This is a genomic window from Microtetraspora sp. NBRC 13810, from assembly GCF_030268685.1.
Lineage (GTDB): Bacteria > Actinomycetota > Actinomycetes > Streptosporangiales > Streptosporangiaceae > BSRQ01.
Genome location: NZ_BSRQ01000011.1, coordinates 51,445 through 77,223, shown reverse-complemented (window position 1 = coordinate 77,223; position 25,779 = coordinate 51,445). Strand labels below are relative to the sequence as shown.

Below are 25,779 nucleotides of genomic sequence, written 5' to 3'. Positions count from 1 at the left end.
TGCCAAGCCCTTCCCTTCGTGTGCCGTGCCTCAATGTGAGTTCTCCGCCCGCGGTGCCGTCGTCCCGGCCGCGCCGGCGAAAGGGCGCACGGTGCCCGGCGGGGTCATCCGGATGGTGAACGCGGGGCGCTGGTCGAGGGGCGCGGGCAGCTCGACGACGGTCCCGTGCGGGGAGTCCGTCGTGCGGAGCGTTCCCGCCCGGCCCACGAGCTGGACCTCGGCCCCGGGCGCCAGCCGGACGTCCAGCCCGACCGCCGCGGTTCGTGGAGTACCGAGGACGATGGCGTACACCGCCTCGGAGGTGCTGGTGTAACGCACCTGGATGCCTTCGTCGGTGATCCCGACGGCGGTCGTCCAGGGGCGGGTCCGGTAGATCGCCTCACCGTCGGTCCGCAGCCAGTGGCCCAGCGCGAGCAGCCGCTGGGACTCGGCCCACGGAATGGCCCCGGTGCCGGTGGGGCCGACGTTGACCAGCATGTTCCCGCCGCGGGCCACGATGTCGGCCAGGCAGTGGATCAGCTTGGTGGAACTGATGTGATCGGCGTCGGTCTCCTGCCGGTTGTAGCAGTAGCTCTGGCTCAGCGGCCAGAGCGCCTCCCAGCGGCGCCCTTCCGGGCCCACCGTGGTCCGCTCCGGCGTGACGTAGTCGGCGGGAATCTCCCCGCTGGTCTGCTTGGGCAGATCGAAGCGATCGTTGACCAGCCCGTCGGGAACCTGCTCGTAGTACCAGGAGAACAGTTCCGTCAGGTCGGTGCCGGGCGGGGACATGCCGTAGTCGTTCCACAGGGTGCACGGCCGGTACCGCCGGATGAGCTCACGCCACTGCGCGACGAAGTAGTCGCGGTAGTCGGCTCCCTGGGGCACGGCGACCATCGCGGACTTCAGGTCGTGGACCGGCGGGTCGGAGAAGGAGAAGTCCCAGCTGCTGTAGTAGGCGCCGAAACGCATGTCGTGCCCGCGCACGGCGTCGGCGAGTTCGCCCACGACGTCCCGGTCGGACTGCCAGTCCTTGCGGTGCGGGTTGGGGTGGTCGCTCGGCCAGAGCAGGAAGCCGTCCTCGGCCTTGACGCTGAAGACCACGTAGCGGGCCCCGGCCTGCGCGAACAGCTCCGCCCAGGGCCGGGGGTCCCAGCCGGGGATCGTCTCGGTGCGGAACCGCTCGACGAACGCCTCGTACGGCAGGTCTCCGTAGGTCTCCGCGTGGTAGCGCGCGACCGCGCTTCCGGGCAGTGCCAGCGCGTTCTGGTACATCATCGCGTCCGGATCGGTGCGCCACCAGGTCGTGGACTCCACGCGCTCATAGGCGTCCGCGTCGACGAACGGGTCGGGAACGTGCGATCTCCGCATCGGCGCATAGGCCGGAATCGCGGCGGATCCCCAGTGAATGATGATTCCGAGTTTGGCATCGTCGAACCATAGGGGCACCCGGTCGTTCGCTTTGTTCGTGCTCGTCGCTTCCATGGTTCATCCAGATGTTCGTCGTTCAGCATGCTGCGCGCAGCCTGGGCACCGTTGGACCTATCGTAGGTTTGCGCCGTTACCGGGATTTGCATCCGCCGCCGACTGTGTCACCTTCGGGAGAAAAGCCGGGGACGGCTCGTCCGATGCGTCCCGGCCCGCCGCGTCCCATCGAATTCCCTTTTCCGAAAAGGCGTCGTTTATCGGCCGGATAAATGCTCGGCGGGTGCTCAGGTCTGGTAAGGGTGGGCGGCCCGGGCGTCGCTGAGCGCGGTGGACCACCACAGCAGTCGCATGAGCAGCGTCTTGGCGGCCAGGCCGCACTCCTCGGGTGCTCTCACCCGGCCGGCGGAATCGAACTGCGTCTCCACGCTGTGGAAGCTGACCGTGTCCCGCAGCGGCACCGCGTGCAGATCGCTGAAGACCGACCCCAGGTGGTCCACGGAACGCAGCGCGCCGCCCCTGCCGCCGTACGACACGAACCCGACCGGCTTGGCCCGCCATTCCTCGACGTACCAGTCGATCAGGGTCTTGACGGACGCCGGATAGCCGCGGTTGTACTCGGGGGTCACCATCACGAAGGCGTCGGCCTCGGCGATCCGCGGCTGCAACGCCGTCACCTCGGGCGGGGCCTCGCCGGTGATGACCGACGGCAGCCGGGCGTCGGCCAGGTCGATGACGTCGAGCTCGAACTGTCCGAACTGGTGGACCGCATCAACGAACCACTGGGCGACGGTCGGTCCGAACCGTCCCTCTCTGACACTTCCGATGATCACAGTCAGTCGAAGGACCCTGGTCCGCATCGTCTCCCCTCCGGCCTGGCTGTTCCGGGTATCGGTCGGAGCCTCACTGTAGGAACGTTCACCCTGGCTGTGGGATAGCAGATGCATGGCAGACCATCGCCTTTTTCCTGCCGTGCGGCATATCCGGTTTTCCTGTCGCGCGGCATATCCGGACGGGAGTGGCCGGATATGCCGGCGGGCGGGTTCTGATCTTCGCCGTAGGTTTGTCGTTCCGCTGAGTTACCTTGGTCATATGCGCTTCGGGGTGCTGGGACCGCTCAAGGTGTGGACCGACGACGGGCGGGCGGTCCGGGTCCCTGAGTTGAAAGTGCGCGCGTTGCTCGCCGATCTGCTGTTGCACGAGGGACGGCCGGTGGCCGTCGACCGGCTGATCGGAGATCTGTGGGGCGAGTTCCCGCCGGGCAAACCCGGGGGCGCGCTGCGGGCGAAGGTGTCGCAGCTGCGCCGGGCGCTGGAGGAGGCCGAGTCCGGCGGGCGCGACCTCGTCGTGTTCGGTCCCTCGGGCTACCTGATCCAGACGGAGCCGGATTCGGTGGACGCCGTGCGTTTCCAGCGGCTGCTGGGCCGGGCGCACGCCACCGGGGAGGCCAGGGCGCGGGCGGCGCTGCTCTCCGAGGCGCTCGCCCTGTGGCGGGGCCCGGCGCTCTCCGACTTCGCCGACGAGGAGTTCGCCTGGCCGGTGATCGCCCGCCTGGAGGAGCAGCGGCTGACCGCGCTGGAGGTCCAGGCCGAGGCGAGGCTGGACCTCGGTGAGCACAGCCTGCTGGTGGGCGAGCTCGCCGACCTGGTGGCCCTGCACCCGCTGCGCGAGCGGCTGCGCGCCGCCCAGATGCGGGCGCTGTACCGCTCGGGACGGCAGAGCGAGGCGCTGCAGAGCTATCAGGATTTGCGCAGACGACTTCGCGACGAGCAGGGGCTGGACCCCGGCTCCGGCCTGGCGGCGCTGTTCCAGGCCATCCTGGAGCAGGACCCGGCGCTGGAGCCGGCGCCCGCCCCCGGCCCCCGGGCGGCGCACCACCGGTCCAACCTGCCGGCGTCGGTCACCGAGCTGATCGGCAGGTCGCAGGCGGTCACCGGTGTCGTCTCCCTGCTGGGCGCCGGTCGGCTGGTGACCCTCACCGGACCCGGCGGCGTGGGCAAGACCAGCCTCGCCCTTGAGGTGGCCGCGCAACTGGTCGGCGCCTACCCCGAGGGCGTGTGGATCGTCGAGCTGGCCGGGCGCGGGCGGCACGCCGTACCGGATACGGCGACGGCGGTGGCGGAGGCGGTGGCCGAAGGGGTGGCCGAGGTCATGGGCATCCGCGACGACGCGGTGGCGGGCTCCGCCGCGGGCGGGTCCGGCCAGCTGATCGGCCGGCTGACCGGCGCGCTGCGCGGCGCGCGGGTGCTCCTGGTCCTGGACAACTGCGAGCACGTGGTCGACGGGGTCGCCGAGGTGGCCGGGCTGCTGCTGCGGGCCGCTCCGGAGCTGCGGGTGCTGGCGACCAGTCAGGAACCGCTGGGCGTGCCGGGTGAGCAACTGTGGCCGGTGCCGCCGCTCGACCTGCCGGACTCCGGCGCCGAGACCGAGCCCGCGGCGCTGGAGGAGAGCAGCGCCGTGCGGCTGTTCGTGCAGCGGGCGTCCGCCGCGGCCCCGGGGTTCGTCCTCGACGGCGACACCGCGCCCGCGGTCGCGGCGATCTGCCGGCGGCTGGACGGGATCCCGCTGGCTCTGGAGCTCGCCGCCACCCGGGTGCGGGCGCTGGGGGTGCGGGAGCTGGCCAACCGGCTGGACGATCGGTTCCGGCTGCTCTCGTCCGGGGCGCGCAGGGCCCCGGCCCGGCAGCGGACGCTGCGGGCGACCATCGACTGGAGCTGGAACCTGTTGTCCGATCCCGAGCGCACGGTGCTGCGCCGGCTGTCCGTGCACTCCGACGGCTGCTCGCTGGAAGCCGCGGAAGCGGTGTGCTCCGGAGCGGGCGTCGCCGCCGGGGACGTGCTCGACCTGCTGGCCCGCCTCGTCGACCGGTCGCTCGTCACCGTGGCGGAGAGCAAGGCGGGCGGTCCGCGGTACCGGCTGCTGGAGTCGGTGGCCGCCTACTGCGCCGAGCGCCTGGCGGAGGCCGGGGAGGCCGAGTGGGTGCGGGACCGGCACGCACGCCACTACACGGAGCTGGCCGAGCGGGCCGACCCGCACCTGCGCGGGCACCGCCAGCGGGAATGGCTGCGCCGGTTGGACGAGGAGACCTCCAACCTGCGCGACGCGCTGGAGACCGCGACCCGGCGCAGGGACGCGCAGCTCGCACTGCGGCTGGCCGACGCGACGGCCTGGTACCGGTACCTGCGAGGCCGGCTGCGCGAATGCCGCAGGGCGCTGGGCGCGGCCCTCGCCATCGACGGCCCCGCGCCGGTCGCCCTGCGGGCCAAGGTCACGGTGTGGCACGCCGGCATCACGCTGATCATGCGTGCCGGTTCCTTCCCGGTGGAGCTGGTCAAGTCGGCGCAGCGGCACTGCGAGGAGATCGACGAGCCGGCCGACCGGGCCAGGGCCCAGTGGTTCGTGGCCTTCGCCCTGTCCAACATGGGGGAGGAGGCGGTGAGCCGGGATCTGATGGAGCGGGCCACCGCCGGGTTCCGCGCCCTGGGGGATCAGTGGGGGGTGGCCGCCGTGCTCAGCCTGCGCACCTGGCACGCCCTGATGCGCGCCGACCTGGCGGTGGTCGAGGGCGACGGCGGGCGGAGCCTGCGCATGTTCCGCGCGCTCGGCGACCTGTGGGGGCAGGTCCAGGCCACCAGCCCGCTCGCGACGCTGGCGGTGGTCGTCGGGGACTACGAGCGGGCCGCCCGGCTGCATCGGGAGGCGTTACGCGTCGCCGAGGACCTCGGCCTGTGGCCCGAGGTGGCGTGGCAGCTGTCGGGCCTGGGCCGGGTCGCCATGCTGACCGGCGACCACGCGGGAAGCAGGGAGTTCCACGAGCGGGCGATGCGGATCGCCGCCGGGCAGTCCGACGCCTACGGGGAGAAGTACGCCGAGCTGGGGCTGGGGCTGGGGGCGCGCAGGGAGGGCAGGCTCGACGCCGCGGAGCGGCACCTGCGCAACGTGCTGGACTGGATCGCCTCCGAGGAGGCGGGCGGCGTGGCGCTCATCATGGCCGAGCTCGGGTACATCGCCGAGTTGCGCGGCGAGGTGCGGGCGACGCTGACGTTGCAGCTCAACGGCTTCGCCGCGGCGCGCGCGTCACGGGACCCGCGGGCCATCGCGCTCGCCCTGGAGGGCCTGGCCGGGGCGGAGGCCCTGGCCGGTCACCATCGGCACGCCGTGCGGTTGCTCGGCGCCGCCGGCGCGGCCAGGCAGTCGGTCGGCGTGCCGCTGCCCGCCGCGGAGCGCGGTGACATCGAGCGCACCACGACGGCGGTGCGCGCGGTGCTGAACGCGGAGGAGTTCGAGGCCGAGCTGGAGCTGGGCGCCGCGCTGGAGCCCGGCGAACTGGTCAGGCAGCTCGCCTGCGTCACCCGCCTCGGCGAGGACGACCTGCTCTAGCCCGCCCGCGCGGGACGCCCGGAACGGGGGAGCGCCGCACGCTCACCCCGGCCGCGCGAACCTTCCCGGATGTCACCCGGCGGCGTGTTTCGTGCTCTTCCACCACCCGATGTTGCCCCGGTACCAGGCGACGGTGTCGGCCAGGCCGCGTTCGAAGGGGATCCGCGGCTCGTAACCGAGCTCCTGGCGGATCTTGGTGTCGTCGACCGAGTACCGCAGGTCGTGGCCCTTGCGGTCGGGCACCATGCGGATCGCCGAGCGGTCCGCGCCGCAGAGTTCCAGCAGCCGTTCGGTGACGGCGAGGTTGGTCTGCTCGTTGCCGCCGCCGACGTTGTAGACCTCGCCCGAGCGCCCGCGGGTGAGCACCAGGTACACGGCGCGGCAGTGGTCGTCGACGTGGATCCACTCGCGCACGTTGCAGCCGTCGCCGTAGATCGGCACGTGCTCGCCTTCGAGCAGGTTGGTGATGAACAGCGGGATGAGCTTCTCGGGATGCTGGTAGGGGCCGTAGTTGTTGGAGCACCGGGTGATCGAGACGTTGAGCCGGTGGGTGCTCCAGTACGCCCGCGCCACCAGGTCGGAACTCGCCTTGGAGGCGGCGTAGGGGGAGTTCGGCAGCAGCGGCCGCTCCTCGGTCCACGACCCTTCCTCGATGGAGCCGTACACCTCGTCGGTGGAGACGTGCACCACCCGCTGGATGCCGCAGTGCAGGGCGGTGTTCAGCAGCGTGTCGGTGCCCAGCACGTTGGTGCGGAAGAACTCGTCTGCCCCTTCGATGGACCGGTCGACGTGCGTCTCCGCCGCGAAGTGCACGATGGCGTCGTGCCCGGGAAGCACCCGGCGCAGCAGCTCGCGGTCGCACACGTCGCCGTGCACGAACGTGAGGCGTGGCCCGTCGGCGGGCAGGTTGTCCCGGTTGCCGGAGTAGGTCAGCTTGTCCAGCGCGGTGACCCGGGCGCCGGCCAGCTCCGGGTACCCGTCGTCGAGGAGCGTGCGCACGAACGTCGAGCCGATGAACCCGGCCGCGCCGGTGACCAGGAGGTTCATGCCGCGACCTCCACCCGGGTGTGGTCGCCGACGATCAGGCGGTGCCCGGCGCCGCCGTCGGGCGAGCCCACCGACGCCGACCGGCCGATCAGCGAGTCGCAGACGTCGTGCAGCATGGTGATGGTGGCCGACTCCAGCACGATGGAGCTGCGGATGCTCGCCTGCCGCAGTTCGCAGTCGCGGGCGATGGAGGTGTACCGGCCGACGTGGCTGTCCTCCACCAGGCTGCCCGCGCCGATGATCGCGGGCCCTTCTATACGGGAGCGGATCACCCGGGCGCCGGCTTCGACGACGACCTGCCCGGTCAGCACGCTGGCGTCGTCCACCTGGCCGAGCACGGCGGGCCGCAACCCGTCGAGCAGCCGACGGTTGCACTCCAGGACGTCGTCCACGCGGCCGGTGTCCTTCCAGTAACCGGTGTACTCCCGGGCCCTGACGTCGTGTCCGCTCTCGACCAGCCACTGGATCGCGTCGGTGATCTCCAGCTCGCCGCGGTCACTCGGTTCGATGGCCGCGACCGCCGTGTGGACGGCCGGGGTGAAGAAGTAGACGCCGATCAGGGCCAGGTCGCTGCTGGGTTCCTTCGGCTTCTCGACCAGGCGCTCCACGGCGCCGTCGGGGGCCAGCTCGGCGACGCCGTACGACTCGGGGTCGCTCACCTTGTGCACGACCACCTGGGCGGCGGGCCGCGTGGCCATGAACTCCCTGGCGATGTCGGCGACCCCGTCGGGGAGCATGTTGTCCCCCAGGTACATCACGAAGTCGTCGTCGGCGAGGAAGTCCCGGGCCAGCCGTACGCAGTGGGCCAGGCCCAGCGGTTCCGGCTGGGAGATGTAGGTGACCCAGGCGCCGAACCGGGTGCCGTCGCCGATGGCATTGACGATGTCACCGGCACGGTCTCCCACGATTACCCCGATATCGGTGATCCCGAGGTCACGAATGTTGCCCAGCACGTGTTCCAGGACCGGCTTGTTGGCGATGGGGATCAACTGTTTCGGGAGTGAGTGGCTGAACGGCCGAAGGCGGGTCCCCGACCCGCCCGCCAACACCAGAGCCTTCACGAACGACCCCTCTCAGAAAGCCCGAAGAGTTCCTTTGGAACGTTGACTCCGGGCGAAAAACTCGGTGCGGCGGGCACCTGTGGTCCCGCCGATCGGAGTGCACCCTTCCAACCGCTTCCGCCGCCCCGGTGGGAGACGGCGGCCGGGTAGACGCCCTGGTCACGGGGTCGTGAACCGGGATCGCGCACCGGACGCCCGCGTGCGCGGACACCTGGGGCCGAAAGGCTTCAATGCGTTCGCGCACCGTAATTGGACACGTTAACGCGTGTGCTGATCAGAGATACCGGCACCAATATAGGCCGACCGGGGAGGCGCCCTTCGGACTTTGCGGCGGAGTGTGTCAGATTCGGCTCCCGCGATCTGCCGTCCGGGTGCCGCCGGCGGTCGCCGCGCGATTTCGCGGGGCTGCGACCTGACAGACTTCCGGAGCGCCTTTGCTTATTCTGCGCGATTTATAGATCATCTTCTATTATGAAGGGATCTCAGGTGCGCGCAGAGTCTTCCGGCCTGCGGCCGCGGGAGGATCTCGACCTCCCCGCGCGGATGGCGCGGTCCGCCGCCGATCGCGAGGGGCGCCGGATGCGGACCGAGGAGGTCGCCGGCTGGATCGCCGAGTGCTCCCGGGCCGCCGGGTTCTCGGTCGAGCGGATCCCGTTCGCGGAGCTGGACGGCTGGAGTTTCGAGACGGGCACCGGAAACCTGGTCCACCGCAGCGGGCGGTTCTTCACCGTCGAAGGGCTGCACGTGACCACCGGCGGAGCCCTGGTCCCCGAGTGGTACCAGCCCATCATCAGGCAGCACGAGGTCGGCATCCTCGGCATCCTGGCCAAGGAGTTCGACGGGGTCCTGCACTTCCTGATGCAGGCCAAGATGGAGCCGGGCAACCCGAACGTGGTCCAGCTCTCGCCGACCGTCCAGGCGACCCGCAGCAACTACACCAGGGCCCACCAGGGCGCGGATGTGAAGTACCTGGAGTACTTCACCGATCCCGACCGGCACGGCCGGGTGCTCGCGGACGTCCTGCAGTCGGAGCACGGCGCGTGGTTCCTGCGCAAGCGCAACCGCAACATGATCGTCGAGGTGTTCGGCGACGTGCCCGTCCTCGGGGACTTCCGCTGGCTGACCCTCGGCCAGCTCGGCGAGCTGCTCACCCTGGACAACGTGGTGAACATGGACTCCCGCACGGTGCTCGCCTGCGCCCCGGTCGGGTGCGGGCCGTCGGCCGTGATGCACACCGACGCCGACCTGCTGTCCTGGCTGACCGCGGAGCGCTCCCGGCACCAGGTGTCGGCCGAGCCGGTCCCGCTGTCCGCCGTGCCGGGCTGGGTGCGCGGCGACTCCGCCATGGAGCGTGAGGACGGCCGGCACTTCCGGGTCGTGGCGGTCTCGGTGCGCGGCGGCAACCGGGAGGTCACCGGCTGGACGCAGCCGCTCTTCGAACCCTGCGGCGAGGGGGTCGTCGCCTTCCTCGTCCGCCGGATCGGCGGGGTCCCGCACGTGCTCGTGCACGCCAGGGTGGAGGGCGGCTTCCTCGACACGCTGGAGCTGGGGCCCACCATCCAGTACATCCCCGCCAACTACGCCCACCTCGCCGCCGAGGCCCGCCCTCCGTTCGTGGACCTGGCGCTGTCCGCGGACCCGGCCCGCATCCGGTACCAGGCCGTGCTCAGCGAAGAGGGCGGACGCTTCCGCAACGCCGAGAGCCGGTACCTGGTGATCGAGGTGGACGAGACGCAGGTGCCGCTCACGCCGCCCACCGGGTTCCGCTGGGTGACGCCCGGTCAGCTCAACTCGCTGGTCCGGCATCCGCACTACGTGAACGTTCAGGCGAGGACCCTTCTGGCCTGCTTCAACACCCGGGCGGTCCGGTGGTGATCCGGCGGCCTCGAAACGATTCAGTGAGGAGAGATCGTTGTCATCGAGAATGAACGTGTCGGAGCGTGAGCGGTTTCTGGCGGATGTGCACGTGGGGGTGGTGAGCGTCGCCCGTCCCGGCGGACGGGCGCCGCTGGCGGTGCCGGTCAGTTACCGCTACGAGCCGGGTGGCGAGATCGAGTTCGCCACCGGGGGCGACACCCGGAAGCTCGCCCTGCTCCGGGTGGCGGGCCGATGCTCCTTCCTCGTGCAGACCGAGGAGGTTCCCTTCCAGTACGTGTCCGTCGAGGGACCGGTCTCGATCGAGGAGTCGGTCTCCATGGACTGGTACGAGGCGAGCGCGATGCGTTATCTCGAACCCAACCTGGCCGAGCGGTACATCGCGGCGACCAAGGAGTACATAGACGACATGGTCCTCGTCAGGATCCGGCCGGAACGGTGGCTCACCTACGACGCCACGACGGAGTTCGCCGAACTGTAGGCACAGCGCGGGCCCGGAACGTCGTCCGGTGCGATCGGCCTCGCTCGTCCCCGATCGTGGCGGGGCCGGTCGTCTTCGCACCTACGACGTTCCGGGTCAGGTACCGAGCGCGTCCCTCAACAGCGAGCCGATGATCTGGTTGCCGTTGGTGGTGAGGAGCGACTCCGCGTGGAACTGGATCGAGGCGAAGTGCGGCCCGCGTAGCGCGTGCACCTCCCCGGTCGCGATGTCCCTGCTCACCTCGACCAGCCCCGTCTCGGCCACCTCCACCTTGTCGCTGTTGCTGTGGGCGGTGAAGGAGTTGTAGAACCCCACCCGCTCCCGGGCGCCGAACAGGTCGATCTCCCGTTGCAGCCCCTGGTTGGGCACCTGACAGCGGACGAGGTCGAAGCCCAGGATCGCGGCGAGCACCTGGTGGCTCAGGCACACCGCGAGGAACGGCCGCCGCTCGTCCAGCAGCGTGCGCACCGCCGCGTACAGGTGAGCGATCTTGGGGTGTGCCCGGTCGCAGGGATCACCGGGGCCCGGCCCCATCACCACCAGGTCGTAGTCGTCGAAGTCGCGGGGCTCGGTGAAGCGCCGGACCGCCACCGACAGCCCCAGCGAGCGGAGCTGGTGGTCCAGCATCGAGGTGAAGGTGTCCTCCGCGTCGACGACCAGGACCCGGCGGGCGGCCAGCGTCTGGTCGAGGCGGATCTTCTCCGAGCCCCGGGACAGCCAGAACGTGGAGATGGCCGCGTTGCGGCGTTCCAGCGCGGCCCGGACCTCGGGGTGCTCGCCCAGCGACCGCTGCCCGTTCGCCTGCAACGCCCCGAGCAGCCCCGCCGCCTTGGCGTGCGTCTCGGCGACCTCGGAGGCCGGGTCGGAGTGGCGTACGAGCGTGGCACCCGTGCCGATCCGCAGCCGGCCGCCGCGGTCGATCTCGGCGGTGCGGATCAGGATGGACGAGTCGAGCGTGCGGCCCCCGTGCTCGTCGCTGCCTATCAGCGCGACGACGCCGCTGTAGTAGCCGCGGCCCTGCGGTTCGTGCCGGCTGATGACCCGGCAGGCGTTCTCCAGCGGGCTGCCGGTCACGGTGGGGGCGAACATGGTCTCGCGCAGGATCTCCCGCGGGTCGCGGGTGCTGCATCCGTGCAGGAAGTACTCGGTGTGCGCGAGTTTGGCCATCTCCTTGAGGTACGGGCCCTCCACGTGGAGCCGCAGGTCGCAGATCCGGGCCATCATCTTGAGCTCTTCGTCGACCACCATGTAGAGCTCGTCGGCCTCCTTGCGGTCGGCCAGGAAGTCCATGACCTCGTGCAGGGTGGGGCCGGACGGCGGATACCGGTAGGTGCCGCTGATCGGGTTCATCACGGCGGTGCCGTCGCGCAGGCTGATGTGCCGTTCCGGGGTGGCGCCGACGAAGGTCCGGTCACCGGTGTGGACGATGAACGTCCAGTAGGTGCCGGACTCGCGCTCCAGGAGCCGGCGGAACAGCACCAGCGCGCTGTGCAGGGTGTAGCCGGTTATCTCGGTGACGAACGAGCGCTTGATGACGAAGTTGGACCCCTCGCCGCGGCCGATCTCGTTCTCGATCACCGCCCGGACGGTCTCGGCGTAGGTTTCGTCGTCCACGTCGAAGCGTCCGCCGGACAGCCGGATCTCCGTCTCGGGGATGCGGGCGAGCAGCGTGCCGATCGGCACCGTGGCCGAGTCGGTGACGGTCAGCGCGATCAGCGGCGCGCCGTCGTCCACGCACGCGTAGCCGCGTTCGGCGATCTGCCGATAGGGGATCACCGCCAGCACGTCATGGCGGGGACCGGTCGGTTCCCCCGGTCTGTCGGACAGCGGCAGCCCGGCCAGCGTGCTCGGGGTGGACACGTCGCCCACGATGACGTCCACCATGCCGGGGCCGGTCGTCTCCGGCCGGTGGAGCAGGGCGAAGGCGGGCGGCTGCGGTGCCAGTGCCAGGTCGAGCGGGTGCGGGCTCACGGATGCTCCCTCCCTCCTCGGTCTTGGTCAGCGAATGGCCTCGTGGAGATGCCCCGCGGCCTGGCCGGTCGTGGCCGCACCGAGTCGGGCGAGGATGTCGTCGGTCGTGCCGACCACCGCGCAACGCTGTGCCGCGTACTCGATGGTCATCCGGTGGAACTCGGCGGAGAAGTCGGCGACGGCGTCGGCGACCAGGAACGGCCGGATGTCGTGGGTGAACGCGTCGACGGCGGTCATCAGCACGCCGACATGCGCGTAAACGCCGCAGATGATCAGTTGGTCCCGGTCGTGGCGGCGCATCCGTTCCAGGAGATCGGAGCGGTGGAAGGCGCTGTAGCGCCATTTCGTGAACATCCAGTCGTCGGGTCCCGGCAGCAGCGGGGAGACGATCTGCCGGTCGGCGGGATCCACCCGCATGCCGGGCCCCCAGAAGTCCTTGAGCAGGCCGCGCTGCTCGTCGGTCATGCTCCCCGGCTGCGCGGTGTACGCCACCGGGACGCCGAGCGCGCCGCACCGCTCGCGGAGCAGGGCGATGTTCCCGACCAGGGTCTCCCTGAGCTCCGGGGCGGCGGCGAAGGGCCGGAGAAAGAAGCGCTGCATGTCGTGGATGAGCAGCACGGCGCGGTCCGGATCGGCGGACCACCCGGCGACGTTGCCGGGGAGATCTTCCTGTTGGGGCAGTGGATATGGGCTGATGGCCGGGATACCGGGCATGGTCTTCCTTTCGGTCGGGTGCGCTTGTGACGCTTCGGTGCCCGAAGGTGGTCAGGTGCCGAGGGTGGCTCCTCCGTCGACGGTCAGCGTGTGCATCGTGATGTGGGCCGCGCGCTCGGACAGCAGGAAGAGCACGGCCTCGGCGATGTCGTCCGGACGCGCCAGCCGGCGCAGCGGGATGCCCAGCCGGTAGGCTTCGGGCCGCCCGTCGATCGTCGTCTGCGGGCCGGTTTCGCCGGTCCACATCGACCTGAGCATCGGGGTGTCCGTCGAGCCGGGGGCGACCATGTTGCAGCGGATCCCGTACCCGGCGACCTCAAGCCCCAGGCACTTCGTGAACGCCGCGGCGGCCGCCTTGGACGCCGCGTAGGCGGCCATGTCCATCCGGGGGGTGGTGGCCGCGTTGGACACCACGGTGACGACGGCCCCGCGCGACCGCGGCACCATCCGCCGGACCAGAGCCTGCGAGGTGTTGAAGACGCCGGTCGTGTTCACCGCGAGGCTGGCGGCCCAGTCGTCCCGGGTGAGGTCGAGGACCCGGCCCAGGCGGAGGATCCCGGCGCAGTTGACCAGGTGGTCCACCGGCCCCAGGTCACGTTCGACCGCCTCGGCCATCGCCTCGACTTCGGCGCGGTCCGCCACGTCGGCCGCGTACCCCACGGCGTGCAGTCCGTCCGCGGTGAGCTTCTCGGTGGTGCGCCGCAGCGTGTCGGCGTCGGAGTCCACGGCGGCCACCGTGACCCCGAGCTTCCCCAGGGCACGGGCGACCGACGCGCCTATTCCGCTCGCGGCACCGGTAACGACGGCGATGCCGTTGTCCATCGCGGTTCCCTCCTCGATACGGCGGGGCTCGAAGTCGCCGCCGATGGGTCGTTGGTCACCAGGTCCAGGCCGAGATCACCGACACGGCCTGGCTCGGGTTGAGCCGGGGGTCGCAGAAGGTGGTGTACTTGTCGGTCACGCGGTCGTCGTCCGAGCTGTTGGCCACGCACTCGGTCACCTCGTCCGGGGTGGTCTCCAGGTGCAGCCCGCCCGCGACGCCGCCGGCGCTGGTGACCGCGATCTGGAACCGCTGGACCTCGCGGACGACCGTGTCCACGTAGCGGGTCTTCAGCCCGCTGGGGGTGGTGACGGTGTTGGCGTGCAGCGGATCGGTCAGCCAGATCACCGGATGTCCGGCGCCGCGCACCGCCGCCACCAGAGGGGGAAGCCGGTCGGCCACGGCCTCGGGACCCATCCGCGCGACCAGGGTCAGCCGCCCGGGGACGCGGCCGGGGTCCAGCCGCCGGCACAGCTCCAGGAGTTCGCCGGTCGTGACACCGGGGCCGATCTTGCAGGCCACCGGGTTGATCACCATGGACAGCAGCGACACGTGCGCGCCGTCCACGTCCCGGGTCCGGTCGCCGATCCACGGCCAGTGCGTGGAGGCGAGCAGATGCTGTCCGTGCGCGTCCCGGCGGAGCATGGGCAGCTCGTAGTCGAGGAGCAGCGCCTCGTGGGCGGTCCAGACCGGCGGGTCGATGTCGAACCCGGTCCGGTCGCCCAGCCAGCCCAGTTGCGACATGGCCTCGGCCGCCGCCCGGTAACCGGCCAGGATCCGCAGCGGGTCGGGCCTCCTGCGGAGCGGATCGGGGTCGGGGCTGTTGACCATGTGGCCCCGGTACACCGGCAGCGTGACGTCGCCCCGGCGCTCGGTGGGACGGGAGCGGGGCTTGGCGAACTGACCGGCGATGCGCCCGGCGCGCACGACCGGCTTGCCCGTGATCATCTTGAGGGTGCCGGCGAGCAGGTCCAGCAGCCCGACCTTGCGCGCGACGGAGGCGGCGGTGCACTCGGCCGGGTCCTCGCTGCAGTCGCCGGCCAGGACGACGAGCGCCTGCCCCGCCGCCACCCGCGCCAGGACCGAGCGCAGGCGGGAGACGTCATCGCCGCACACCAGCCCGGGACTGTTCCGAAGCCGCCTGTGCACCGTGGTCAGGAGCGGGGCGTCCCCCCACTCCGGCTGCTGTGCCGCGGGTCTCGACCGGATCTTGAGTAGCTCGTCCTCCACTGGTGTCTCCCTGAACGAAGCGAGTGGCGAGGCGGTGGTGCGGCAACGTACGGTCGGCCTCGCGAACCGTCGTGTCTCAAGAAGCCCTGTTCAACGGCCACGTGGAGAAGGCGGACCGTACGGCGATGGCGTGCGCGGCGGAGGCGAGGGTGATGTGCCGGTGCCACCCGGCATAGGAGCGTCCGACGTAGTCGCGGATGCCCACCTGCTCGGAGACGGTGCTGAAGTCGTGGTCCACCTTGGCGGAGAGCCTGCTCAGCCGGAGCAGGGCGGCGGGATGGGTGGTGCCCAGGTCGCTCAGCCACAGCTCGCCCGGCCAGCTCCCGCCGTGTTCCGCGACCCCCCACAGCAGCAGCCGCCGCCCGCGCCGGATGGACGCCGGCGCCTGGTCGGCCGTCGGGGCCTCGCGCACCCGCACGGAGGCGAGCAGGCTGGTTCCCCGTATCCCGTTCGCCGACTGACCCGGCCACATCACCGGCCGCCGCAGCCTGCGGGCGGCGTGCATGATCTGCCGGGCCGGGAGCGTGCTCGCCCCGTAGCCGGTCAGCGCGGGGTCGTCCACGGTGAGCGGCACGTTACCGCCGATCTTGGCGACGAACCTGGACCCCATGGAGTGCAGCGCGCGGACGACCGGCATCGTCTGGGTGGTCTCCAGGTTCACCACGACCGGCCGGGCCGGCAGGCCCCAGTCCGACATCGCCTCCATGTACGCCTCGATCGCGCAGTCGCTGGGCTGGTCCGATCCGGCCCCGGCCAGGAGTGCCGCCCGGCCGTCGCCCTGCACCTCCTCGAACCAGGCGACCGGCAGGTGGAGCCGCCAGTTGATCGGACCGGTGAACTGCTCCGAAGCGGTCCACAGACCGATGGCCTGCTGGGCGTTGAGCATCTGCCCGTCGGCAGGGGAGAAGTACTTGCCCACGCCGACGGAGTGCTGTCCGGCCTTCGGGATCACCATGGGGCGCAGCACCCAGGCGGCCGGCGGCGTCGTGTCCACGAGATAGTGCGCCAGGCTCTGGCGTACCGGGACCCAGTCCCAGGTGGAACTGCAGATGAAATGGTGCAGGCTCTGCGCGGTGCCCCTGCCGCCGAGGATCGCCGCCATGCTCCGGATCGACTTGCGCCCGGGGGCCTCCAGCAGGCCGCGGACGTAGTCCTCGCCCTTCCTGCGCTGGTCGCTGCGACGCAGGAAGGCGAACAGCGCCGCGCAGAGCTCGGTGAACACCGTCTTGGGATCCGCCACGGCCTGTGCCGGATCGTCTGCGCCTGAGCGTGTTCTCTGGGCGCCGGCGACCGGCATGGCCGGCGGCGCCACCGAGCGCGTCGCGGTCGCGTCCGTGCCGGACGGTTCGAGGGATCTCAGGTCGGCGGTTCTCATGGCAGTCCCCAGGCTGTCGTTTTCACCTGCCGGAAACGATCTTCTCCAGCGACTTCGATTCCCCGATGCTATGGATTTCCTGTCCTCAGGATGAATGACAATAAGGCAGCAATGTTCAGCTCCGGGGGCCGCAGGCGGTGACGGAATCATGCCGAGCAGGGGTGGTACATGGTGGCTGCCCATGCATGGCTGATTACTGCTAACTCCTTGCCGTGCAGATTGACTCTCCGGCGTCCGGTCTGTGTCATGGCTGGAAATGCCTACCCGCCGGGCGGCGTGGAAGCGGAGTCGGTATGCAGGTGAAGAAGAAGGTAATTCTTGCGGAACCCCGCAGCTTCTGTGCAGGGGTACGCCGGGCGATCAACATCATCGAGCTGGCCCTTGAACGCCACGGGCCACCTATCTATGTACGCAAGGAAATCGTCCACAATCACTACGTGGTCGGGCTGCTGAAACGGCGCGGCGCGCGGTTCGTGGATTCCGAGGACGAGGTGCCGGCGGGCGCGGTCTGCGTTTTCTCCGCCCACGGTGTTTCACCGCAGGTCCGGCAGAACGCGCAGGCGCGGCAGCTCGACGTGATCGACGCGACCTGCCCGCTGGTCTCCAAGGTGCACCAGGAGGCCAAGCGTTATGCCGTCCAGGGCCGCACCCTGCTGCTCGTCGGGCACGCCGACCACGAGGAGGTCGAGGGCACCTACGGGCACGCGCCCACGCAGACGGTGATCATCGAGACGGTCGAGGACGCGGAGCGGCTGGAACTGGCGCCGGACACGCCGGTGGCCTACCTCACCCAGACGACGCTGTCGGTGGATGAGACCAGGGACATCATCGGCGTGCTGCAACGCCGGTTCACCGACCTGCTGGGGCCGGGAACCGACGACATCTGCTACGCGAGCCAGAACCGGCAGGACGCCATCAAGGCCATCGTGCCCCGCAGCGACCTGGTGCTGGTCGTCGGCTCACGCAACTCCAGCAACTCCATCCGCATGGTCGAGGTGGCCCGCAGGCACGGCGTCCCGGCGCACCTGGTGCCCGACGTCACCGACTTCGACTCCGGCTGGCTGGCCGGCGTCGGCACGGTCGGGGTGAGCGCCGGGGCCAGCGCGCCCGAGATCCTGGTCGACCAGCTGCTCGCCGAGCTGGCCGAGCACGGCTACAGCGATGTGGAGATCGAGAGCGTCGCGAAGGAGAACGTCGTCTTCGCGCCGCCCGCCAGGCTCACCGGCTCCGCGACGACTTGAGCCGGTAGGGACGGTTGAGGCCGCAGGGAGGAGCACTGCAGATGTTGGACACCACGGTGACGGAGGCACGACGGCTCCGCCTCTCGCTGATGGAGAGAGTGGAACGGCGGCTGACCGCCTTCCTCGACGCCGAGCAGGCCCGCTGGGGCACGGTGGACCGCCGGGCCGAGGTGCCGGTGGACGCGGTGGCCGCGCTGGTACGGGCCGGCGGCAAACGGCTGCGTCCCGCGTTCTGCGTGAGCGGGTTCCTCGCGGCCGGCGGCCGTCTCGACGACACCACGATCGTGGACGTGGCGTCCGGGCTTGAGCTGGTGCACGTGGGCGCCCTCATCCACGACGACGTGCTGGACGCGGCCGACTCGCGCCGCGGCGCGCCCGCCGTGCACGTCCGGCACACCGCCGAGCACCAGGTGCGCGGCTGGCGGGGGGAGGCGCGCCGGTTCGGCGAGGGGGTCGCGATCCTCTCCGGCGATCTGGCCAACATCTACGCCGGCCGGCTCGCCGGCACCCTGTCGCCGCAGGCCCGCGAGGTCTGGGACGAACTGCTCACCGAGATCGCCGTCGGCCAGTACCTGGACCTGGCGGTGGCCGCCGAATCGGTGATCGAGCCGGAACTGCTGCGCTGGATCGCGGTGTGCAAGTCCGGGCGCTACAGCATCCACCGGCCGCTGCTGCTCGGCGCCGCGATCGCCGGCCGGCACGACCTGGCGCCGGTCTTCGCCGAGTACGGCGAGGCGCTGGGCGAGGCGTTCCAGCTCCGCGACGACATGATCGACGCGTTCGGCGACAGCCGGGCCGCGGGGAAGCCGGTCGGCCACGACCTGCACCAGCACAAGATGACGCTGCTGCTCGCCTGGGCCGCGCAGCGGGACGAGCACGTCCGGCGGCTGCTCGACGCGCCGGACTGGGACACCGGCCGGATCAGCGAGCGGCTCACCGAGATCGGGATCGGCGACCAGATCGAGAAGCACATCGGCGACCTGGTCGAGCGGGCCCGCGAATCGATCGCCCAGGCGCCCGTAGACGATGCCTGGCGCGCCGAGTTGACAGAGATGGCGCTGGAAGTCGCCTACCGGGATCGGTGAGCGGCCGCGGGTGCCCGGGACCGCGCGTCACGGGCATCCGGGCGGCGCCGTCGCCCCGTGAACAGGAACCGGCCGGACTAGCTCTAGGAGTGATCACGTTGGCCTTGTTGGACTCGCTGGATGGACTGGTCCGGCTGCGGCAGATGGACATGGCGGAGCTGGACGTGCTGGCCGCCGAGATTCGCGAGTTCCTCATCGACCGGGTCTCCCGTACCGGGGGGCACCTGGGCCCGAACCTGGGCGTGGTGGAGCTGACGATCGCGCTGCACCGCGTCTTCGACTCCCCGCGCGACCGGCTGGTGTGGGACACCGGCCACCAGTCGTACGTGCACAAGATCCTCACCGGCCGGCGGGCCGGGTTCGACCGGCTCCGGCAGGCGGACGGCCTGTCGGGCTACCCGTCCGCGGCCGAGTCCGAGCACGACCTGGTGGAGAACTCGCACGCCTCGACCTCGCTGTCGTACGCGGACGGCCTGGCCCGCGCGGACGCCTACCGTGACGTGCGCGACCGGGCGGTGGTCGCGGTCATCGGAGACGGCGCGCTCACCGGCGGCATGGCCTGGGAGGCGCTCAACAACATCGCCGGCGGTCCCGAGCGCGGGCTGATCATCGTGCTCAACGACAACACGCGCTCCTACGCGCCGACCATCGGCGGCCTGGCCGACCACCTGGCCGTACTGCGCGAGGGGCAGTCCTGGCCGGGAGTGTTCGAGCAGCTCGGGCTGTCCTACCTCGGCCCGGTCGACGGGCACGACATCGAGGCGCTGGAGTCCGCGCTGACCAGGGCACGCGAACTCGGCGGTCCGGTGGTCGTGCACGCGGTCACCGAGAAGGGCCGCGGCTTCGTGCACACCGAGGAGAACGAGCTCGACCGCGGGCACGTCGTCGGCCCGATGGACCCGGTCAGCGGCAAGGCGCTGCGCGTCCCGCCGCCCTCCTACACGGCGGTGTTCGGCAGGGAGATCGCCGCACTCGCGGAGCGGCGGCCGGACCTCGTGGCGATCACCGCGTCGATGCTGGAGCCGACGGGGCTGCTGGAGATGAAGCGGCGCTTCCCCGACCGGGTGATCGACGTCGGCATCGCCGAGCAGCACGCCGTCACGATGGCGGCCGGCCTGTCGATGGGCGGGATGCATCCGGTGGTGGCCATCTACGCCACGTTCGTCAACCGGGCCTTCGACCAGTTGCTGATGGACGTGGCGCTGCACCGCCGCCCGGTGACCTTCGTGCTGGACCGCTCGGGGATCACCGGCGACGACGGCCCGAGCCACAACGGGATGTGGGACCTGTCGATCCTGCAGGTCGTCCCCGGACTGCGGATCGCCGCCCCGAGGGACGGCGCCCGGCTGGCCGAGCTGCTCGGCGAGGCGGTCGCGTGGGAGCAGGGGCCGACTCTGGTGCGCTTCGCGAAGGGGGCGGCCGGTGCGGACCTGCCGGCGGTGGCGACGTTCGGCGGGATGGACGTGTTGCAGCGCGCCGGTTCGCTGGACGTGCTCATCGTGTCGGTGGGCGCGCTCGCCGGAGTGGCCCTGGGCGTCGCGGAAACGCTGCGTGCGCAGGGGATCGGCACCACGGTGATCGATCCGCGCTGGGTGACCCCGGTCAACCCCGTCCTGGGCGACGTGGCCCGCCGGCACCGCCTCGTGATCACCATCGAGGACAACAGCCGCACCAGCGGGGTGGGTTCGACGATCGCCCAGGCGTTGCAGGACGCGGACGTGACCACGCCGCTGCGCACCTTCGGGATCCCGCGACGCTTCCTGGAACACGGGAAACGGGCCGACCTGCTGTCCGGATGCGGGCTCACCGCGCCCGACATCGCGCTGGCAGCCGCCGAGGAACTCGCCAAGGGCTCGGGCGCCGGAGCGCGCGGCACCGTCCTGGACGAGGAACTCAGCGGGCTGCTGGTGTCACCGGAGCGGATCGAGGGCGGACGATGAGCGTCCAGTTGGGCATGCCGGGGGTCCGCGGCTCCGGCGGTCAGAAGGCCCTGGCCGAGCGGCGCAAGTCCCGCCAGGTCATGGTGGGGTCGGTGCCGGTCGGCGGCGGCGCGCCGGTGTCGGTGCAGTCGATGACCACCACGGTGACCGCGAACGTGAACGCCACACTGCAGCAGATCGCGGAGCTGACCGCGGCCGGGTGCCAGATCGTCCGGGTGGCGGTGCCGTCGGCCGACGACGCCGAGGCGCTGCGCGAGATCGCCGCCAAGTCCCGGATCCCGGTGATCGCCGACATCCACTTCCAGCCCCGGTACGTGTTCGCCGCGATCGAGGCCGGCTGCGCGGCGGTGCGGGTGAACCCGGGCAACATCAAGAAGTTCGACGACCAGGTGGGCGCCATCGCCAAGGCGGCGCGGGACGCGGGCGTGCCGATCCGGATCGGGGTCAACGCCGGGTCGCTGGACAAACGCCTGCTGGACAAGTACGGCAAGCCCACGTCGGAGGCTCTCGTGGCCTCGGCCCTGTGGGAGTGCTCCCTGTTCGAGGAGCACGACTTCAGGGACATCAAGATCTCGGTGAAGCACCACGATCCGGTGGTGATGGTCGAGGCTTACCGGCAACTGGCCCAGCAGTGCGACTATCCGCTGCACCTCGGGGTGACCGAGGCGGGTCCGGCGTTCCAGGGCACGGTGAAGTCCGCCGTGGCGTTCGGGGCGCTGCTGGCCGAGGGCATCGGGGACACGATCCGGGTGTCGCTGTCCGCGCCGCCGGTCGAGGAGGTCAAGGTCGGCATCGCGATCCTGGAGTCGCTGGCGCTGCGCGAGCGAGGTCTGGAGATCGTCTCCTGCCCGTCGTGCGGCCGGGCGCAGGTGGACGTCTACACGCTGGCGGACCAGGTCAGCGCCGCCCTGGCCGGGTTGCCCGTGCCGCTTCGGGTGGCGGTGATGGGGTGCGTGGTCAACGGTCCCGGGGAGGCTCGGGAGGCCGATCTGGGCGTGGCGTCGGGCAACGGCAAGGGGCAGATCTTCGTCAGGGGCGAGGTCATCAAGACCGTTCCAGAGTCGCAGATCGTCGAGACCCTGGTCGAGGAGGCGCTGCGGCTGGCCGAGGACATGGGGGTGTCCGTCGGCCTGGACGACCTCGACGACGACGCGACCCCGGAGGTGCGGGTCGTCGGGTCCGGTGACTGACGTGCGGATCCACGTCGCGCGAGCCGTACGGTGAGCCCGGCGCCGCGGCGGCCGGCGGTCCTCTCGCCGGCGGGCCGCGGCCCGAGCGTCATGTCCTGATCCCTGGTATATTTCGCTATTTCGCTATTGAGGACCGTGCCAAATTCCGCGATAGCGTCGGATGATCTCTCTGCTCGGCGGGAGCAGGTGGAATCGCCGTTCATGATCCTTATGTGGCCGGACCGCCGGATCGGATATATGCGCACTTCACCGGCGATCCGGCCATGCGATGAATCGGGACCGATGTGGCGGAACCGCCCGTCGTGACGGCTGATGTGATATAGCTTGCGGGATTGTGGTCGAGATGACAACCTGTAACGCTCGGTAGTCGATGGGTGTGTTGTCCCTGACTGAGGCAATATGATGGCATCATATTGCCATATTCATGCCATTACCGGGCATAGTGGATAGTTCCCTCATGTGCATATAGTGTTCCCAGATCCTCGTGATGCATCAATTGCGGCAACGTTGAGTGTTCATCTGGGGCAGGGGGAATGTGATGGACCGGAACAAGATAGAGAGTGTGGCTTTCCCCGGTGGTGACAGCGTCAGCGCATCGCCGGCCCACGCTCCCACCCCCCTCGTGGGGCGGGAATCCGAATTCGCCGACTTACGGGGCAGGCTGCTCGATCCCAGGGCGCGGTTGGTCACGGTCACCGGGCCGGCCGGGGTAGGCAAGAGCAGGCTGGCGGCGGCGGCCTTCGAGGCCGTCTCAGGCGAGTTCGAGCACGGCGGGAGATACCTCGACCTGCACGCCGTCGAGCCTGCGGGAGCGGGGGAAAGCGTCCTCGCCGAGCTCTTCCTCGCGGCGGGGGACACCTCGCCGCGGACGCACCAGCACATGATCAACCACCTGAGGGAGCGGCACTACCTGCTGGCCCTGGACGGTTGCGAGCGCCTCCTGGAGGTCCTGCGCCCGCTGCTCACCGCCCTCGTGGCGGCCTGTCCCGGGCTGACCGTGCTGGCGGTCAGCGACGAGCCGCTCGCCATGTACGGAGAGAGCCTGATCCGGCTCGCGCCACTTCCCGTACCGGACCTCGGCCAGCGCCTCGACCTGGCCGAGCTGGAACGCATACCGACCGTGCAGCTGTTCGTCCATCGAACCCGGGCCATCCGGCCCGGGTTCGCGCTGACCGCCGAGAACTACGAGGCGGTCGCCAAGCTGTGCGCCCGCACCGACGGGCTGCCGCTGGCCGTCGAGCTGGCGGCGGCGCGGATAAAGCTGTCCTCGCCGCAGGCGCTGCTGACCGGGCTCGACGACGATCTCGACGTGCTGTCCGGGACCCGGTCGGACACCCTGTCCCGGCACCACAGCATGCGCTCGGCGATCGAGTGGAGCCTGGGCCGGCTGAGCCCCGAGGAGAAGACCTTCCTCGCCTGCCTGGCGCCGTTCCACGATCTCTTCGACGTCGCGGCCGCCGTGGGCTGCAGCCGGCGGTCCCCCGCGGAGGTGCAGAACTTCCTGGAGAAGCTCGTCGACCGTAATGTCGTTCAACTGACCGAATGTCAGGAGGGAGCGGTCACCTTCCAGATGCTCGGGCTGGTCCGCCAGCACATGCTGGACTGGCTGCGCGACAGCGGCGGCTACCACCAGGTGATGACCGGGCACGCCAAATACCTGCAGGAGATGGCCGCCGCCGCCGACACCCGGATCACCGGCAGCGACCAGGCGCTGTGCCTCGACGAGTTACGGCACTACTGCTACGACATCGGAGCGGTCCTGCGCTTCCTGGCCGACACGGCGAACTACGCCCAGGTCATATACATCGGCGTTTCGCTCCGGCAGTTCTGGCAGATATGCGGCCTGACCAACGAGTGCGTGACCAGAATGGAGCAGGGCCTGGCCAGCACGGACCTGCCCCTGCAACTCAAGGCCAGCGCCGAGCTGGTGCTCGGCGAGCTCCTGATCGCGATGGGCCAGTACGACCGGGCAGAGAACTGGCTGCGCGCCGCCCAGCGCGGCTGTGCCGGTCTCCCCGAGTGCGTGGACATGGCCGACTGCCGCCGGCTGCTCGGCCTGATCGCCTACCACCGAGGGGACCTCGCCGAGGCCGAACGGCTGCTGGAGAGAAGCATCGCGGCGTTCCGCGCCGCCGACCCGGACAACGAGCCCGCCGCCGCCGACCGGGACCTCGCCGTCTGCAAGATCGCCCTGGGCGAGTACGCGGAGGCCGAGAAGCTGGCCGACAGCGCCTACCGGACGTTCACCGCTCGCCAGGATCGGCGCAACGCGGCGCTGGTGCAGTGCGTCATCGCCGACATCGCCGCGGCCACGGAGGACTACGAGAGAGCGGAGCGCTGCTACCAGGAGGCGCTTCAGGTCCTCAGCGCGATGGAGGACCTGCCCGGCTGCATAGCGTGTCTCGAACGGCTGGCCGCCCTCTTCACCAGACGTCACGGGCGGCACACCGAAAGCTGGCGGCGGGCGGTGCGCAGCCTGGGCGCCGCCGCCGCGCTCCGGGGCGCCGTCGAGTGCTCGGTGCCCTGGGCCGCCGGCACGGATGTCGACACGGTGCTGGCCGAGGCCCGCGAGCGCCTGGACGCGGAGATATTCGACGAGGCGTGGTCGGCGGGGCTCGCCATGGACCTGCAGGAGACCACCGGCGACGCGCTCACCCCCATGCAGACGCTGCTCGTCGTCCGGATGCAGCGCTACGGCGACGACAACCCGCTGACCAGCCGGGAGCTGGAGATCGCCGAGCTGGTCGCCCTCGGCCTGACCAACCGCAAGATCGCCCGGCGCCTCGGAATCGCGGAGTGGACGGTGGTCAACCACCTCAGGAAGATCATGCGCAAGCTCGACTGCTCCTCGCGCGTGTCCGTCGCCAACTGGATGATCAAACTGCAGAACGGCAACGGACTCGACCTGTGACCGGTCGTGCCGGTGCCGCGCCTGCCGGGTGGTGGTGGCCATGGTCACAGGCCGAAGTGGATGAGGTTCGCCACGATGACGCACACCACGGTGGTGCGGAAGGCCACCACGCCCCGGCTGCGGGCCAGCAGCGCGTTCCCGTTCTGCAGGAAGGAGCCGTACTGACGCACCCGCAGCACCATGACCGGGGCGAGTACCACCGGCAGCCACCACGGCACCCAGCCCGCCACCGCGGGGACGAGGATCACCAGCAGGTTGGCGGCCGTCGCGCAGCCCAGGAAGACGCGGTTGCCGCGCGGCGAGGTGACCACCGCGACGGTCCGGCGTCCCACGGCGGCGTCGCCTTCGATGTCGTTGGTGTTGGAGTAGGCGCCGATCATGAGCTGGCCGAACCCGAACACCAGCGCCGCCACCGCCACGACGGGAGGGAGGGTCCCGGTGAGGAATCCGTAGGGCGCCACCACGAAGGCCGCCGGGCAGAGCAGGAGAAGGATCTCCCCGAAACCCCGGTAGCTGAGCTTGAGACCCCAGGAGTACTGGACGCTGGCCGTCAGCAGCAGCACGGTGACGAGGATCGTCCACAGCGCCGCGTGCGGTGCCAGGAACACCGTGACCGTCCACCACACCACGCCCCACGCGATGCTCAGATAGCCGAACCTGGCCGCGTGCGAGACGCTCAGCGCGCCGGTCAGCAGCGGCTTGCGGCTGAGCGGGCGCAGGCGGGTCTGGTCGCCGTGCAGATAGTTCGCGCTGTCGCTCCCGTCCCTGATCCCGGTGACGTCGTCAAGCGACATGACGGCGGACAGAACCCCGATCTGTCCCAGGATGAACGTCAGCAGGACAAGGAAAGTCTCCCCGGAGTATTTCGCGCCCGCATCCAGTGCCGTCCAAGCGACGATCAGCGCCAGGCAGAAGTCGAGAACGAACTGGTACTTCACCAGTCTCGCGTAATTGACGAAGGTCGTCCTGAGGCCGGGCGACGCGGTGCCGGTACTCGATGCAGCCATCTTGACTCCCTGAATCGGGGGAGGGAGGTAGCCCTGGTCGGTTCCCACTC

General features: G+C 70.5%; 18 protein-coding genes. 8 read left to right on the top strand and 10 right to left on the bottom strand.

All coding sequences use genetic code 11. The features are described 5' to 3' along the window. Positions 1-30: 30 nt before the first annotated feature. Positions 31-1,461 carry an alpha-L-fucosidase gene (locus QSK26_RS22275; protein ID WP_285777159.1) on the bottom strand — a complete coding sequence of 477 codons (1,431 nt, stop codon included), beginning with the start codon at positions 1,459-1,461 and terminating at the stop codon, positions 31-33. A 227-nt stretch (positions 1,462-1,688) separates the two neighbouring features. After that, positions 1,689-2,234: an NADPH-dependent FMN reductase gene (locus QSK26_RS22270; RefSeq protein WP_285777158.1), complete on the bottom strand. Its 546-nt coding sequence runs from the start codon at positions 2,232-2,234 to the stop codon at positions 1,689-1,691. 259 nt (positions 2,235-2,493) lie between these two features. Here QSK26_RS22270 and QSK26_RS22265 point away from each other — a divergent pair, with 259 nt between their 5' ends. Then, entirely contained in the window at positions 2,494-5,781 is a 3,288-nt protein-coding gene (locus QSK26_RS22265; RefSeq protein WP_285777157.1) for an ATP-binding protein, read from the top strand. 72 nt (positions 5,782-5,853) lie between these two features. On the opposite strand, the gene rfbB is transcribed toward QSK26_RS22265, so the two are convergent. Next, complete coding sequence (gene rfbB, locus QSK26_RS22260; protein WP_285777156.1) at positions 5,854-6,828, bottom strand: dTDP-glucose 4,6-dehydratase; 975 nt, start codon at positions 6,826-6,828, stop codon at positions 5,854-5,856. After that, a complete protein-coding gene (locus tag QSK26_RS22255) occupies positions 6,825-7,877 on the bottom strand; it encodes a glucose-1-phosphate thymidylyltransferase (RefSeq protein WP_352244376.1) in 1,053 nt (350 codons plus the stop codon). Before QSK26_RS22255 ends, rfbB begins: the two co-directional genes overlap by 4 nt. Before the next feature lie 498 nt (positions 7,878-8,375). On the opposite strand from QSK26_RS22255, the gene QSK26_RS22250 reads away from it, so the two are divergent. Together QSK26_RS22250 and QSK26_RS22245 are read left to right on the top strand one after the other, a co-directional pair. Beyond that, entirely contained in the window at positions 8,376-9,764 is a 1,389-nt protein-coding gene (locus QSK26_RS22250) for an NDP-hexose 2,3-dehydratase family protein (RefSeq protein WP_352244373.1), read from the top strand. A gap of 37 nt (positions 9,765-9,801) precedes the next feature. Then, complete coding sequence (locus QSK26_RS22245) at positions 9,802-10,245, top strand: pyridoxamine 5'-phosphate oxidase family protein (protein ID WP_285777154.1); 444 nt, start codon at positions 9,802-9,804, stop codon at positions 10,243-10,245. Positions 10,246-10,341: 96 nt separating this feature from the next. On the opposite strand, the gene QSK26_RS22240 is transcribed toward QSK26_RS22245, so the two are convergent. From QSK26_RS22240 to QSK26_RS22220, 5 genes are all read right to left on the bottom strand, one after another. After that, complete coding sequence (locus QSK26_RS22240) at positions 10,342-12,216, bottom strand: anthranilate synthase family protein (RefSeq protein ID WP_285777153.1); 1,875 nt, start codon at positions 12,214-12,216, stop codon at positions 10,342-10,344. A 27-nt stretch (positions 12,217-12,243) separates the two neighbouring features. Then, the gene (locus tag QSK26_RS22235) at positions 12,244-12,930 is read right to left on the bottom strand and encodes an isochorismatase family protein (RefSeq protein ID WP_285777152.1); all 687 of its coding nucleotides are present in this window, start codon (positions 12,928-12,930) and stop codon (positions 12,244-12,246) included. A 51-nt stretch (positions 12,931-12,981) separates the two neighbouring features. Then, positions 12,982-13,752, bottom strand: coding sequence for a 2,3-dihydro-2,3-dihydroxybenzoate dehydrogenase (locus tag QSK26_RS22230; protein WP_285777151.1), 771 nt, complete (start codon positions 13,750-13,752; stop codon positions 12,982-12,984). Positions 13,753-13,807: 55 nt separating this feature from the next. Next, positions 13,808-14,980 carry a 3-deoxy-7-phosphoheptulonate synthase gene (locus tag QSK26_RS22225; protein WP_285777150.1) on the bottom strand — a complete coding sequence of 391 codons (1,173 nt, stop codon included), beginning with the start codon at positions 14,978-14,980 and terminating at the stop codon, positions 13,808-13,810. 76 nt (positions 14,981-15,056) lie between these two features. After that, complete coding sequence (locus tag QSK26_RS22220; RefSeq protein WP_285777149.1) at positions 15,057-16,355, bottom strand: IS701 family transposase; 1,299 nt, start codon at positions 16,353-16,355, stop codon at positions 15,057-15,059. 293 nt (positions 16,356-16,648) lie between these two features. Here QSK26_RS22220 and ispH point away from each other — a divergent pair, with 293 nt between their 5' ends. The 5 genes from ispH to QSK26_RS22195 all read left to right on the top strand — a co-directional run bounded on the left by ispH (position 16,649) and on the right by QSK26_RS22195 (position 24,722). Then, on the top strand, positions 16,649-17,596 hold the full coding sequence (gene ispH, locus QSK26_RS22215; protein ID WP_285777148.1) for a 4-hydroxy-3-methylbut-2-enyl diphosphate reductase: 948 nt from the start codon (positions 16,649-16,651) through the stop codon (positions 17,594-17,596). 41 nt (positions 17,597-17,637) lie between these two features. Continuing rightward, entirely contained in the window at positions 17,638-18,681 is a 1,044-nt protein-coding gene (locus QSK26_RS22210; protein WP_285777147.1) for a polyprenyl synthetase family protein, read from the top strand. Positions 18,682-18,779: 98 nt separating this feature from the next. Next, a complete protein-coding gene (locus QSK26_RS22205) occupies positions 18,780-20,621 on the top strand; it encodes a 1-deoxy-D-xylulose-5-phosphate synthase (protein ID WP_285777146.1) in 1,842 nt (613 codons plus the stop codon). Further along, positions 20,618-21,811 carry a flavodoxin-dependent (E)-4-hydroxy-3-methylbut-2-enyl-diphosphate synthase gene (gene ispG / locus QSK26_RS22200; protein WP_285777145.1) on the top strand — a complete coding sequence of 398 codons (1,194 nt, stop codon included), beginning with the start codon at positions 20,618-20,620 and terminating at the stop codon, positions 21,809-21,811. Before QSK26_RS22205 ends, ispG begins: the two co-directional genes overlap by 4 nt. Before the next feature lie 622 nt (positions 21,812-22,433). Continuing rightward, positions 22,434-24,722, top strand: coding sequence for an ATP-binding protein (locus QSK26_RS22195; RefSeq protein ID WP_285777144.1), 2,289 nt, complete (start codon positions 22,434-22,436; stop codon positions 24,720-24,722). A 44-nt stretch (positions 24,723-24,766) separates the two neighbouring features. Here QSK26_RS22195 and QSK26_RS22190 read toward each other — a convergent pair whose 3' ends face one another. Continuing rightward, a complete protein-coding gene (locus tag QSK26_RS22190; protein ID WP_285777143.1) occupies positions 24,767-25,729 on the bottom strand; it encodes a UbiA family prenyltransferase in 963 nt (320 codons plus the stop codon). Between the last annotated feature and the right edge of the window lie 50 nt (positions 25,730-25,779).